Annotated in this window: 7 protein-coding genes; all 7 read right to left on the reverse strand. The window is 38.2% G+C overall.

What is annotated here, in order from left to right; genetic code table 11:
* Nucleotides 1–18 precede the first annotated feature (18 nt).
* The 7 genes from OCV73_RS12380 to OCV73_RS12410 all read right to left on the reverse strand — a co-directional run bounded on the left by OCV73_RS12380 (nt 19) and on the right by OCV73_RS12410 (nt 14,663).
* On the reverse strand, nt 19–1,704 hold the full coding sequence (locus tag OCV73_RS12380) for a SusD/RagB family nutrient-binding outer membrane lipoprotein (protein ID WP_147552660.1): 1,686 nt from the start codon (nt 1,702–1,704) through the stop codon (nt 19–21).
* An 11-nt stretch (nt 1,705–1,715) separates the two neighbouring features.
* The gene (locus tag OCV73_RS12385) at nt 1,716–4,778 is read right to left on the reverse strand and encodes a SusC/RagA family TonB-linked outer membrane protein (protein ID WP_147552662.1); all 3,063 of its coding nucleotides are present in this window, start codon (nt 4,776–4,778) and stop codon (nt 1,716–1,718) included.
* A gap of 787 nt (nt 4,779–5,565) precedes the next feature.
* Nucleotides 5,566–7,329 carry a T9SS type A sorting domain-containing protein gene (locus OCV73_RS12390; RefSeq protein ID WP_147552664.1) on the reverse strand — a complete coding sequence of 588 codons (1,764 nt, stop codon included), beginning with the start codon at nt 7,327–7,329 and terminating at the stop codon, nt 5,566–5,568.
* A gap of 66 nt (nt 7,330–7,395) precedes the next feature.
* Nucleotides 7,396–8,691 carry a DUF4302 domain-containing protein gene (locus OCV73_RS12395; protein ID WP_147552665.1) on the reverse strand — a complete coding sequence of 432 codons (1,296 nt, stop codon included), beginning with the start codon at nt 8,689–8,691 and terminating at the stop codon, nt 7,396–7,398.
* Nucleotides 8,692–8,698: 7 nt separating this feature from the next.
* Entirely contained in the window at nt 8,699–9,661 is a 963-nt protein-coding gene (locus OCV73_RS12400; protein WP_147552667.1) for a zinc-binding metallopeptidase, read from the reverse strand.
* A 19-nt stretch (nt 9,662–9,680) separates the two neighbouring features.
* Complete coding sequence (locus OCV73_RS12405; protein ID WP_147552669.1) at nt 9,681–11,315, reverse strand: RagB/SusD family nutrient uptake outer membrane protein; 1,635 nt, start codon at nt 11,313–11,315, stop codon at nt 9,681–9,683.
* An 18-nt stretch (nt 11,316–11,333) separates the two neighbouring features.
* On the reverse strand, nt 11,334–14,663 hold the full coding sequence (locus tag OCV73_RS12410) for a SusC/RagA family TonB-linked outer membrane protein (RefSeq protein WP_147552671.1): 3,330 nt from the start codon (nt 14,661–14,663) through the stop codon (nt 11,334–11,336).
* Between the last annotated feature and the right edge of the window lie 1,112 nt (nt 14,664–15,775).

The following is a 15,775-nucleotide window of genomic DNA, read 5'->3' on the forward strand; positions in this document are numbered from 1 at the left end:
ATATTAAACACCGATTAATTATTTGATATTATTCCAAATCATCGGTTTACGAAGCCACAAATAATTCTGATATGCTCCCAACCGTTCTAACTCGGCTTTGTTATATTTTTCTTCTGTTTCCGGATCATAATTTATACGCATAATCCAAGCATTAGGATCATCTCCCCAATGTGCAGTGTATATATTATTAGGACGCTTCAGTCCAGGATAAATAACAGCACCTTTATATGTTATACCATTATCATCATTACTATAGCAGTAGCGACGCATATCGGTCCATTGTTCGGGTTGCAAGAAGAGACATACATACTTCTGACGCATAATATGTCCTAGATTAAACTCATTTCCTGCCGGGAAATATTTAGTAACATACGTACCACTACCACTTGCATTTCCCACATAATTTTCACGATAAAGCTTGGAATATGTATCATTACCAATCTCTAAACGATCCATACTTTCTTTTGCAGCATCCAGTGTTAATTCTCTTGCAGTAGCCACATCACCTTTCCAATATGTAGCTTCCGCCTTAATTAATAATAACTCTTCTTTTAAGAAAAATGGCAAATAACTATCATTACGTGTATATTTAGATATCTCTACAGTCTTACCATCAACAGTTGAAGTAGGGAAAAAAGTAGGGAAATTTTTAATATCATAAGAAACATCCATGCCTATATTCGCATCTAAATAACGCATTTTAACGCCCGGATCTGTAGTCGGACCTTCTTGCGCCTGCATAAATGCTTGTATTCGGGGATCTTCCGCCCAACCTTTTCTGATATTATTAGAGGGGAACACCCCCAATATATTCTCCATAAAGAAAGTCGTAGGGACAGCAACGCCTAGCATATTTCCACGCGATTCCCATCCTAAACCGCCTTGCTCTGAATTAGCAAAAGCTTTTCCCCAAGGACAACTTTTTGCTCCGCTACCACCGTCAAATTTATAAAAGGCCCCAGGCCAGTTTTCCAATGCTGCATCTACAGCTCCTATGATAGCGTCACAAGTAGTAATCGACGTATCCATATTGGGCAATTTACGTAATAATAATCTTGCTTTCAAAGCATATGTAAAGCTCCTCCATTTCATAAGATCTCCACTATACAGACGATCCATTGCTTGAGTTATATTAATATTTGATTCAGCTTCAGTATACGCCGGATTATTATACATATCTAACAATTCGTCAATCTCCTGATACATCCATTCATAAATAGATTCTTGTGTATCATATTTAGGACTATTAGATTTATAAGCTTCTGACAAAGGCATATCTCCAAAGAAATCGGTAGTCATTAATGTGGAGTATAAACGAAGTGAACGCCCTATCATTTCAAGGTTATAAGCCTTTAATTCAACTGCAGCGTCAATCAATTCCTTATCATTAGTACCAATATCATAAAAGTGGCGACGCCACTGCGGATGGCGGTTCATTGTGAGGAAGTCTCCCCATCCGGCCTTATAAGCGAACGAACTGGTTTGGGCACGCCCTCCAGTCGTTAAAGACTGAGAAAGATATACACCATATTCAGCTTGATCGAAATTAAGTTGAGCCGTATAATATAAAATTACAGGCAAAGACTTATCCGGCTCAATCAAATGAGCTTTATCTTGATCAACATTATCGTATAACCAGTCTTCGCAACTCACACACACAAAGCTGAGTAACAACGACAATGCTATAAACTTAAATTTATTCATAACTTTATGTATTAGAATGTTACGTTAAGTGTAAAATTAAAACTACGCGTAGAAGGTACCGAATAATTATCAAATCCCATAGTACCCGGACCATTCGCAGCGGAAGGAGCTATCTGAGGATCAGATCCAGAATATTTCGTTAACAAGAAAAGATTTCGTCCTGTAATGGAAGCTTTTAAACCTTTGATATAAGGATTTCCTTTTTTCAAGAATTTGGTAAAATCATAAGCAACCGTCACATAGCTCAAACGTAAATAAGAACCATCTTCTATAAAATTAGAACTTACACCATAAAAATAAGTATTTATATTAGTTTGATTTAATACGATAGGTTTCGTATTAGGAACAAAACTTCCGTCAGCCTGTTTAACTACACCATTCACAATGACTTCACGATTCAGATATTTTTCCAGAGATTTATGCATACCGTTACTAAACAAACTGCGTCCTGTAACGTTAACAACATCCCCACCTACTCGTCCGTCCAATAAAAATGACACGGAAAGATCTTTCCACATAAACGTACTGTTCAAGCCCATTAAAAAATCGGGTTCACGATTACCAATGTAGACTGACTTTTCTGGATTAATCTGAGGCGTCCCGTCTACATTACAAACAATTTGTCCATCCGGAGAGCGAACATAGTCCTTACCAGAGATACCTGTTGTAGATTGGTTTATATAAGCAGAAGAAAAGATATCACCAAATTGACTACCTTGCATTTGAGCAACATCAGCAGGTAAATGGCGTACCACACCTCTATTTAAACTGAAATTCAAATTAGCCGTCCAATTGAAGTCTCGCGAACGTAAAATATCCTGACCGAATGTAACTTCCACCCCATAATTTTCGATACTTCCTTCATTACGTGTTTGCAATATCGTACCAGAAGTGGGAGAAACACGTACACCAGACATAATTTGATTATCAACCGTAGTAGAATAATACGCTACATCCAAGCGAGTACGGCTATCAAAGAAACGGAGGTCAACTCCTACTTCCCATGAATTTGTCATTTCAGGTTCAAGTTCAATAGCATAACCGACTGTAGGGTCTACGCTATAACCAATATCAGGCAATGAACTTCCTTCTCGGTAAGCCTTAGTAAATTTATAACGGGTAGCATCCTTTCCTACTTTTGCCCAGTTACCACGCAATTTACCAAAACTAAACCAATCATTACTTAAATGAAATAACTCACTAAAAATCAAACCGCCTGTAACAGATGGATAAAAATAAACTGCATTACCGGATTGTTTCAAGGTAGAAGATCCATCCAAACGTCCTGTAGCACTAACCTGTGCGATACCTTTATAATCGAAACGAAGTTCTCCGAAATAACCAAACTTATTACTTTCATAATGATTCAGATACATAGGATAATCTCCGCTTTTTAACCAAGTGGAAGGATCTGTATTATTAAAGCTATAAAATTCTCCACCCAATAAAAAATTTTGTCCAGCTAAAGAAGCTTCATAACCTTTATTAGTCTTAGCTTCCATACCCAATAATACATTAAAATCAAATCCATCAAACAATTCTCTGTTATATGTTCCTAATGCCTGCAATGTCAAAAGCTCACCACGACTTGGTTGGAACGTATAAGATCCGAATTTATATTTATAATTTTCAATTGCACTGCTTTCAAACTCATTAATATTTGCAAAACGAGGCTTCGCATATGAATCATAAGTAGAATAACCCTTGTCATAAGCCACTTTACCAGTAAATACCAAATCTTTAATTGGCTCCCATTCTATAGATCCATTCAATATCATACGTGAAGACTGTGTTTCACTCTTGTCTTCTCTACGGCCCCAATACGGACTAACACCCAATTTAATCTTTTCAGAATCCGTAAGCTGATCAATATCATCATACCGTCCATAATTAGGTAAGTCTGCCCCGGTTTTATAATCGGACATATCATTGTTAATAGGCCAGCTATAGACAGAACTCATAGAATTACCAAATCCACGGGACTTAGTATCTATATAATTCATCGACATATTTACTTTGATCCATTTATTCATATTATATGTAGCTTTTAGCAAAGCACCGAAACGTTTCCTATAGTCGTTTTCTACAACACCATCACTACTCATATAATTGATAGAAGCATACGAAGTAAATTTATCCGTACCACCCGAAGCACTTACATCATATTTTTGATAAATACCGGTTCCTAAAAACTCTCCTACATTATCATAGGTTTTTTCACCTGGATATAACAATGGACCATAAGCCGAGGCAGTAGTATTAAACTTATAGAATCCCAACGATCCGGGTACATATTTTTGCTGCATTTTAGGAACGCGAACAGCGTTGTCTATCTGAATACTGGCACTACCGTTTACCACCATTTTACCAGATTTACCGCTTTTCGTAGTGATCATAATCACACCATTAGCAGCTTCTTGTCCATACAAGGCAGAAGCAGCAGCACCTTTCAAGACCGTCATATTCTCGATATCGCTCGGGTTGATATCTCCTGCAGATGTTCCACCTCCACGAACTGCCATACCATCAATAATAAAGAGAGGCTCATTACTTTGAGAACTGCTAATTGAAGAAATAGCACGAATTTGAATTTGCGAAGCTGCATTCGGGGAACCTCCGCTATTTGCAACCTGAACACCGGAAACTTTTCCTTGTAAAGAATTCACAAAGTTAGCAGACTGTCCCGCAGTTACTTCGTCCGCATTCAGACTTTGCACAGCAAAGTTCAATTTTTTCTTTTCGGCTTTCACACCCATAGCAGTAACAACCACTTCTTCTAATGTTTGGGAAGAAGATTGCATGGTCACGTTTACCACACTTTTCGTTCCTACATTAACTGTAACAGGGTTCATGCCCACATAACTAAACGTCAACACGGCGTTGTCGTTTACTTTAATAGAATATTTCCCATCAATATTGGTCGTAACACCTTGCGTGGTACCCTTTACCATAATCGATGCGCCAATAACAGGTTCGTTATCTTCAGCCGAGGTAACCGTACCGGTCACTACTCTCTGAGAAAAACCTACTAAGGCAAAAAAGGAAAATAACAGAAGTAATAACTGTTTTTTCATAATCAGATTTATTTGTTAGTAATCGAGGTATTTTATCACTTATGCAACTTCTTAAAATTTCCTTCGGGAGAAATATTAATCGGTTGACACATTATCCTTTACATTATTGTTTTAAATGGTATTTTAATCACTCTTCTCTAAAAAATAGCGAGAATTTAAAAAAAATTCAAATAAATACTTAGTTTATTTATCACATCTAACATCTTTTGCTCCGTTCATTCAGTACAAATATAGTATTCTTATTTTAAATAGGATATTTTTTCTGTATTTTTTTTCCTGATTTCGGGCATTTTTTTGAATTAACTTTATTTTTTCACAAACATACACATATATGTTATCTTTTTTAGCATGACGCTTTTTTATAAAGAAACAAACTCCTGTTATTTATAATATATGTGTATAACTTATAATATAAACGGAACAAAATGAACTATACTGCAAAATAAATACTTAAAAAAATACAAATACAAATGTTAAAAAAGAATGGAAACAAAAAAATTTCTTTCTTTAGTTTTCTAATAAGACAACAAAACCGGAATAAAATATTTAATAAATATGTTAATTAATTCTCTTTTATCCTAAAGACTAATATTAGAATATATTTCTAACACTTATAAGCTTCAAATTCTATTATCCTTTTAAATAAGAAAACAAAATATCGTCTTTCATAAAAAAATAATACGAGTCTATGATAGCTATAATTTTTACTGATTGAATAAATACCAATTAAAAATCCGGGCGATAAATATCGCCCGGATTTTTAATTTTATATATATGTTAGAGCTAATTATTTTACTACTTTTACAGTAGCTGCATTTTCTCCCGCAAATTTCAATATATATACACCGTTTGACAGCGATTCTGCCGGCATGGTGAAAGTTCCTTCTGCAGGTAATTCGTAAGAAGCGACTACCTGACCGGCCATATTTACAACCGATACAGAATTAGCACCGGCATAAGTCAATGCGAAAGAATCACCTACGCGCGTAACGACAGGCTTAACCGTAGCACCGACATTATCTATTCCACCAATTGCATCTCCTTGTTCGATATATATTTTAGTTTGCACTCCGGCATAAGTTTCCAGTGTTACAGTAGCTTTACGTCCGGTTTCTCCTACCGGTAAAGCTTTTCCTTCAAAATAAAAAATCATTATTCCTAGTCGATCATAATATTGGTCATCATAAGAAATCTCCAACCAATCAGGCATATCCAAAACCCATATATTGGGATTACCCTCGGCATCCTCTATCGAATAGTTCGTCATCACATCAACATCATTATAAGACTCGCCATCTTCCGTTTGCGTTACGCCAACACCGCCTTCTGCAGGAATAGCTACTACATTCGTTCCTTCTAAAGCATGCAATGTAGGGAACATAGCTTCTTCCATCTGAACCATCAAATTCACCTGGGGTACATTAGGAACATTTGAATAACCTATACATCCCAAAGAACCGTCGTCGAAAATCATATATCCGTTTCCAGCCCAACCGTTTGCACTGCAAAAGGTAAATTTGGCATTCGCCTTGTCAACACCGTTAATAGCCAGAGCAAAAGCACAGTCGCCCAGCTCCAACGGAACCTGCGAGGGAAAACCAAATTCATCCACTTCCATAAAATTAAACATAATACGTCCCATAGAGGTGGAACCGTCGAACAACACTACATCTTCGGCCGTTGCGGTAGCCGTAGCCAACACTTCATCGGTGATCGTAGTTCCATCGACTTTCAAAACCTGAACGTTCAATTCAACTCCTGCCGGAATAATAGGTTGTCCTGCTACAACCGAAGTTACTACGGCTGACATATTCTTTACAAACAGAGGAGCCAGCGGTTTCTCAAAAGTAGCAATTACACTCACACATTTCTTTCCTTCGTCAACATAGCCGGAACCATAATATTCACCCGATTGAAATCCGCCATAAACCGAACTTTGAGTAACATCACCGGCTACTAAATTGGTCGGTTCATTGGAAGCTATATCCAGAAGGCCTGTTCTGGATTTAACAGAAAGCAACTGATATGAAGCGTTAGAAGAACCATCCGAGACTTCCAGCACCGGCGTATTTACACTACCCATATAATCTATAGCGTAATTTGCATTCCCTGCCGCATCCACATTATCTATTGTTTCCACGCCTCTTCCTGTTTCTATTGTCCACTTAAAGGTCTTGGCCGTTTCGCTGGAAACATTTTCAAACATCCAGTTACACAAGGTAGGACCCGCCACCCATGCAGCCGAATAAGATTGAGCCTGATTATTGATAATACCACTATAATAAGTACCTACAGGAGTTAGATACTCAGCCTCTAAAGCAGCAGGTGCGGCAGGTGCAGCATAACGGTTCGCCCAGACTTCTCTGGTTTTCCACGTTTTTGTAGCCGCAGCACTTTCACTAAGACGTACCTCGGAATTTATTACACTTTGCCGTTCAATCATAGCCTTATCCACTTGCTTGGCTAAAAGAGAACTTTCCACAGGTCTGCAAACCTGAGCGGATACTGACATATAAGCCAATAGCGCCAATACAAAAGTAAATTTTCTCATAACAATTGTTTTAAATGATTTAATAACAACCGGAGCGGCGCTCCGGTTGAGTTTTTATCTTAAATATTATTTATACGAAACATAAAACCAAACATCAGGATCATTCTTAGACTGCATTTTGAGAGATGATAAAACTAAAGGTTCGTCTGCCGAAACAGTGAAATCCGTATTTACCAATTCTACAAAATCCTTAAATCCGTCAAAATCCTTATAGAACATCAGTCCCGGTTGGTCTCCGGTTCCTTTATAGCTATATGCCACAGATTCAGGCGAAACCGTTTTTTCAAAATTCAAATACCCTTCTGTTGTCGCGGTACTTCTCTTAGTCGTGATTCTCAATACGTCCGACTGATTTTTACCATAATAGTAAAATGACAACTGAACTGTTCTTCCTACCGCACTGCAGCTTGCCACTATTCTGTCATATACCGCTTTCACCTTGGGACTCATATCTTTGGCTGGTTCCACAACCCAGCGGTTAGCCGAGCTCCGGGAAGGCTCTTCAGGAGTAACAGCCTGATTATAAAAATCCAGAGCATTACCACCATCCACAGAAAAACCGTTTGATATCAATTTCTTATCGGCCAATTTAAAATCCTGCACAGAAGTACCTCCGACACTAAAGGCTGAATATAAACGCAATCCGTCCGGCGTTACGATAAAAGGAACTTTATCCCCGTCGGCATACCGATTTCCCCCCTCGGGCACTATATTAAATATATGAGTAGTCCCGTCATACATCGTATAATATGTATCTTCTACCCGGAGATAAAAATTATTAGGAGTATTGCCGAACAGGAAAGTATTCATATTATCCAGCGATTTAAAATAATCCTCCCAATTCTGTCCATCAGCCAAACGGCTCATCAACACATAGGCTCCGTGCTTTTTACCTTTCAGCTTGATTTGGCTGTCAGAATATTCCAGGACAATAAACTCATAATCTCCTTCCAGTCCTTTTCCCTCCAGATCAGGATTATTGTCAGGATCGATAGGATCGGCAAAAATATGAAATATCGTATTATACGAATTAAACGTCAGAACAGGACCGTTATCCAGAATAACCTCCCAAAGGCTAATTTCCTCCTTATACTGATTCTTTAAATATTTATTTTTTCCAGCCATGGTCACATTGCCTCCGGTGCCGAATTTCATCAGATAGGTATAACCTTCGGTGGTTGGATTCGGGAAATAATGCATTACCCATCCGTTGGGAGCAGCAGCCAGAGCAGCTTCCGTACCTTCCTTAAATTCTTTTGCACGGATTGCAGCAGATTTGCCAAAAATATCTTCTTCTTCGTGTAAACATCCGGTCGCAACTAGCGACAACGCTATCAGAAAAGCACCTATTATCTTTTTCATTATCTATTTACTTATCTTGGTTATCGTTATTATTATCTGCAGCCTGGTCCTGAAACAAATCATCCAGATTATCGGCATGTATTATCACGTTATTTTGACGTTCCAGAATTTCGGCTCTCATAGCCTCAATATCTATATTCCAGGATTCCGCAAGCCATTTCTTGGCGATTTCATATTTCTGAAGAATCAATTCTTTACCCTTTATGCCTTCCTCGTTCGGAGTATTTTCGGCACGAGTGAGAATAGCATTCCACTGGTCGTCGGATAATACCAAACGGTTAGCGATCACTTCCACAAAATCCTCACGCGCTTCCGATCCGGCATAGTTCGTTACAAAGCCCAGCGAATTAGCCTCATCATCGCTCCAATCCTGCCAAGTCTTAGGATTGTATTTACCTGCAGATAATAAATTAAATTCCGTAGGATAACTTTTTTTCTGGTGAAGGATATGTGAAAATTCATGGTGCATCGTCTTGAAATAATATTCGTTCATATCATCCACACTTTTCGGGTTGAGTTTGTTACAACGATACAGGGTTACTTTAAGCCCTCCTTCGGCCGTACCCAGAATTTCGGTTCCGGAATCGGGATTATAAGCGGACGACCCTATCAGGTGAATAATACGGGGACCATTATCACGAAGAAACTGTTTACCTACCTTCGTCTCATATACATCGAACCACAAATACTTAACCAGCTTCGCCATCTGCTGGGCCTTTTCATAAGTAACCGGAACCAGGTTGTAATCCAGATTGGAACCTACATCCTGCATACGGTAACGGAAATCCAGGTTATAATCCACTATATAGTTATCATATAACCATTTATCAAATTCGTATGTATATGAATTAGGATCCAGATATCCTATATTCGTATCGAATATCGACTCTTCAAACTCGTCGTCTTTACAGGAAACAACCGAGAGAGACAGCATCAACAATAATGTTGTTATTTTGATTGTTGTTTTCATATTTTATATCTCCTTCCTTTTATCTTCTGGTTACTAATTCATCCGGACCTGCAGGTGTCTTTTCATTGACACGGTTATTAGGTTCCATACCTGCGGATATTACATCCTGCGGCAGCTGTATAGCACGACGCACATCGTTGGGAGTTAAAACATCCCGGGTTTTATTTTTATCGTACTCATGCACGACTTCAATACCGTAACGTTTGATATCAAACCAGCGCAAGCCGTCAAAAACAGTTTCGATACGACGGAAATGTAATACACAATCCAAATAGGGTTTAAGATCGGAAGGCACTACATGTGAAGCCGGCGTATGAAATTCCTGTACATATCCTTCTTTACCCGGTGTATAAAAGTCTACAACGGCACTCGCCGTCAATTCTTTCGTACATTGTTTCGATTTAGACCAGGCATTCAAATCAGCAATAGCCATCTCTTTATACTGTGCTCCTTCTGTCTGAGAAAGGTACAAATACGCTTCGGCCCGGCAAAGCAATGTCTCTTCGGCAGAGAAAGGAACATACAACGTATGAATATATCCTATACCGGCAATCTTATCCGTAAATTCAAAATATTCATACACTTTGAATAACCAGGAACCGTACTCCTGGCCCTTATTAACATACATGCGTCCTCTGTAACAAGGCAAACTTCCGTTCCATGTCGGTCCGCTACCATCCCAGGATACAACCTCCGAAGGAAGTCCGTTATGGGCATAGCGCGTTCCGTAAAACATACGCCAGAACAACGAATTCGTTGCGGATATCATAAAATTACACGTCTTAGAGGTAGAAAAATAAGAATCCCTCTGGGAAACGATACTTGTATTCGAGATGCCGGAAGCAGAATCGCTCCAGTCGCGCAACATGGTAGAAACGTTTGTGCCCAATGCCAGATTCGCCCACTTTTCCACCTCCTTATAATCTCTTTTAAAGAGATAAAAACGAGCGGCAAAAGCATAAGCAGCCTGCTTGTTAAAATGATATTTCGGGACGCTGTAGGTCGTTTCGTTAATCAAAGGCAAACCTATTTTCAAATCTTCTTCGATCAAATCGTAAACTTCTGCTACCGATAAACGTTCATAATGCACCGACACTTTTGTTTCCGGCTTGGTTACATAAGGTATACCAACATCATTTTTACTTTCATTCTCATCCTTATACGCCTGCGCAAAAACATTCACCAAAACGAAATGATTATATGCACGTGTAATATAGGCCTCCCCCTTACTGGCAGAAAGCTGCGTTTTCTCACTCTCGGACCAGTCATTCCTTTGTTCCATTTTTTCAATGGCCTCTAAGACATGATTAGCCGAAGCAATCGCATTATAAGAGGTCTCCCACAAATAATAAGGCGTATCCTGATGAGACGATGCTTTTACTTCTTTCCATTTAAACAATTCTTCATGAAAAAGATCTTCATAAGGAAAATTTCCTTGCGGAAGATAAGCATTATTGTCCACAAAGTTATCCCCGCTCAACTCACATATTACGGCCGGACTTCCGGTAGCGTACGCCGAAACCAGTAATTTGGCTACTTTTCCCGGGGTATCCAGCTCCGTACGGTTGTCAGGTGAAACATCCAGAAAATCCGTACAAGAAGTCAATGGGGAAAAGGCAGCTGCTACAAATAATATTTTATATATATTTTTCATTTTTCCTCAAATTAAAAATTAAAAACCTAATCTCACTGTTAACGTAAACTGTTTGGGAAGAGGCGTAGCCACACCACCCGTATTAAAGAACTCCGGATCTTGTCCGTTTAGTTTCTTGTCAGCATACAACAGACATAAATTCGTCGCCTGTATCTTCAACTGAAGATTTGTAAACTTTATTGCACTCAGCCATTTAGAAGGAAAGTCATACGACAGGGAAATTTCTTTCAACCGTATAAAGTCTCCCTTCGCAATTCGCTCCGTCGAATAATTGTAAGCGTTATAAGCATAAGACAAATTGGAATCATTCTTATATTGACGCATACTGGCTATTACCGGAACAGTTGTATATCTTTCATCTCCGGGATTTCTCCATCTGTTCTTAAACTCTTTCGGCATAGACGACAAATCGGAATAAGCAGATTTAAAAATAGGATCCAAACGAACTACGTTTCCGAAAGAATAAGTCATAAACACATTTAAATGGAATCCCTTATAACTGAAATTATTACCAAAGCTACCCGTAATAGTCGGATCGGTCGGTCCTTCATATTTCAAATATCCTTTTTTCTCAAATTCCTGGAAATTGATATCTGTCGTAACCACCTCGTTATTCTCGTTAATAAACATGGGCAAACCTTCGTCATTCAACCCTACAAAAGGGATAGAGAAAAGAGCGCGCACCGGATATCCCTGCAAAGCATAACCACTGCCCGAAACCAAATCAATCACACGGGTTTGCGTATCCAGTTTTGTGATTTTTGTCTTAGCATTTGCAAAAATAAAGTCCGTTGTCCACGTAAAATCCTTCGTAACGATATTACGAGTCGACAAAGTAAACTCATAACCATGAGTATTCATAGATGCGACGTTAGCCATCTTGGCAATCTCTCCGCCCGCACCCTCAGTACGCTGCAAACCTATCAAGTCGAAATTCTTACGGGAATATACATCCGCGTCAAAATTTATCCGGTTATTAAGAAAACCTAAGCTTACACCTACGTTAAATTCATGTTTCTTTTCGTAAGTCAATTCACTATTTTCCAGATTTGCAATATAAATAGCCGATTCGGCAGATTCATTATTAGGACGCCAGATATTGCTATTCAAATATATAGCACGTGCATTCGTCACATCACCCGGACCCGCGTCGGCAGTCAACGAATAAGAAGCTCTCAGCGTTGCATGGGAAAATGCAGGTTGAAGATTCTTGAAAAATTCTTCTTCATGAGCGTTCCATGCGCCTGCGACGTTCCAGGTAGGTAACCAACGCGATTGTCTGGATTTCCCCAAACGGTTTGTACCTTCGTAACGTCCAGTTCCCGTAATGGTATAACGGCCGGCATAATTATAAGTACCCATAGCGAAGAAAGCCAAGCGGTTATATGTAGTCGTTACATTAGAAAAATAATCGGTATTTTCTTCATTACCCTGCTTGAACACACGATAATCATAACGAGGAATACCTCCGTCGTTATATTTATATCCCCAGCCTCTGAACCAGGCTTTCTGACGTATAGTAGAATTACGTTCCACTCCACCGAAAAGACTGATAATATGGTCGTTATTTATACTGGTATTATAATTTACCGTACCACGGAAATCCTCACTCCTCATCGTATAATTGGAAGCGGTATAGATACCGCCCTCCGGCAGAATAGAAACAGGCAACGCATTAGGATTATCAGGATCGGTATATAACAGACGGTTTGCATCCCGTATCGTCGGATTATCAGGATAAACACCGGCCCGATAAGCATTTGCCTGGTTAGAATCATCTTTAACATGATGTTCTTGGAATGTAGATTGATAACGTATGGCAGCCAAGCCGGAAAGTTCCAGTCCTCGTACAGGTTTCCAGTTCAATTCACCTTGAAATTTCAAATCTACGATAGATAAGTCGATATAATTATTTTCCAGCTCATGAAAAATATTGAAATCCGTATAAAAACGTTTATAGTAAATATTCGGATCCAACGTACGCGACGTATTCAAAGCAAAGCTATACGGATTGATATCAAAGTCACGTTTCACTTCACCCGTTACCACATCGGTTTGCTGATTAAGCGTACCCGGAGCCTTCTGCTTACGGTATGAACCATTCGTTAATAACGAGAGAGTCAAAGATTTATACAAATTAAAAGAAGCATTCGCATTTGCGGTATAACGCTGTACTTTACTCGAGAGCGTCCATCCCGGATCGTTCATCGCAGAAAGAGAAAAATACGTTCTGGCACGATCGGTACCGGTTGAAATACTTACCGCATGATTCTGTTGGATAGAATTACTGAACAATAAATCGAACCAATCGGTATTGAGAAATTCAGCACCTTGAAGATATCTATTTTTATCAGCACGAGTATTTGCCAGCAAATATTTGCCGGTATTCACATCATATGTATTGATCATATCATACATCTTGCCATAAACACCCGAAGCGGAACCATTTACCAGGTTAGCAAATTCCAACCAGCCCTTATCTTCCATTTCTTGATATATACCCATTTGCTCCTGAGAATTCAAAATATTGAAATCGCTGTAACTGGGAACAAGGCGGGTTGTAAATTCTCCCGTATAATTAATGTGGCTTTTACCGGCAACACCTTTTTTAGTGGTAATAACTATCACACCGGCCATAGCACGAGCACCATATATAGAAGTAGCCGAACCATCTTTCAATATCTGGAAGCTCTCTATATCATCGGCATTCAATCCTGCAATAGCAGAAGAGATAAGAGTCTCGGCGTCACCGGAAGAAAGAGCATCCGTAGAAACATCTACAGCATCTTCCATAACCACTCCGTCCACAACCCACAACGGTCTTGAATTACCGTATATAGAGGTAGCGCCACGTACACGGATCTTAGGCGCCGTACCGAAAGTACCGGACACATTCTGAACCGAAACACCGGCTGCACGTCCTTCGAGCGCACGGCTTACATCGGGTACACCGTCCAGTTTTGCTTTTTGTGCATCAATCTTTGTCGTTGCACCGGTAAACAATCGTTTATCCATTTTTTGCATACCTGTTACAACCACTTCGGTCAATTGCCGTGAATTACTCTTCAACACAACCTTCATTACAGGTTTTACCGGGACCTCTTGTGTTTCCATACCAATATAAGAAACCACAAGTGTCTTCGTATTTTCCGGAATACTGATTGTAAACTTTCCATCCATATCTGTCGAGACCCCTATAGAAGGATTATCTTTCACTTTCACCGAAGCGCCGATCACTTCCAGACCGTCTTCCGCAGAGGTGACAACACCGGTAACTCTCTTATTCTGGCCAAACATCACTCCAGAATAGAAAGTAAGCACTAACACTAAACGCAGAATATTCTTCATTTTTTTTTATTATGTGAATAAAATTCAATTTATACAGAAACAATATCTAAAAAAGCAGATAACGGCACATAGCCGAAATACTTTATTTTATATTTCCGACCCGCCTTATCAATCACTCATTTTATTACAATTTTCCTCTCTTATCTCCTATTTAAAACCTAACTCCTCTCTCATCTTATTTAATTCGGAAAATCCATACTCATTTACATTAATTACATGAATTCTCCTTAATAAAAACATAACATCAAAAACGTCTCCAAAATACATATATCAATCAAACTGTTCGCAAAGTTTCACCAATTATTACATTTTGACATTGCAAAGATATATAATTATGTGGTTTAAACCATAATAAAATAGTTCTTTTTTGTGTTAAATCTTTTCACATATTACGATTTAACTCGATAATCAAATATTATATAACGATTTAATTGAAAAACAATTAAAATAATTACAATATATATTTTTATATAGCTTTTATGTTCAATTATTATTTTTATAGCCATAAGATGGATTTTTTAGTAAAAACATAGCAAAATGACACAAAAAAAGCACATTTAATAAATATAAAATCTCCTCTATTTTGTTAATAAACAGAATTGTGATTAACAAAATTTTCACACAAATGTAAAATACATAATGGATTAAAAAACTATATTTTCAAATATAAAAAACAATCTATCATACTGATTTATAATTAGATTTATTACATAGTATATATATAGTACATTTCTATTACATAAATATATCAATTATATTTATGCGAGTTTTATACACTAAAAACAGGGGAATAAATTACACCAACAACCTCAAAACAGCCTCTTTACGAGAGGATTCAAAAATTGCTCTTTGCTACAAAACGCCACTTTCACCAATTTATAATTTATCACAAGGAAGAGGCCTTTTTCTTCTTTTATTCATTCTTTCCACAATAAATACAACAAAGTAATCACTAAGACATGCAAATAAAAAAATTCCGCAAAAACTCATTCTGAAAAATAAACATCTGGCTTAAGAAAACTTTAAACAGCGAGATTTTGTATAATTATAAAGTTTACACATCCGACTTTCCCCGCTAAATTTTGATTAGATATTATACCCTATACATTATT

The sequence above is a fragment of the Barnesiella propionica genome, from assembly GCF_025567045.1.
GTDB classification, from domain to species: Bacteria; Bacteroidota; Bacteroidia; order Bacteroidales; family Barnesiellaceae; genus Barnesiella_B; species Barnesiella_B propionica.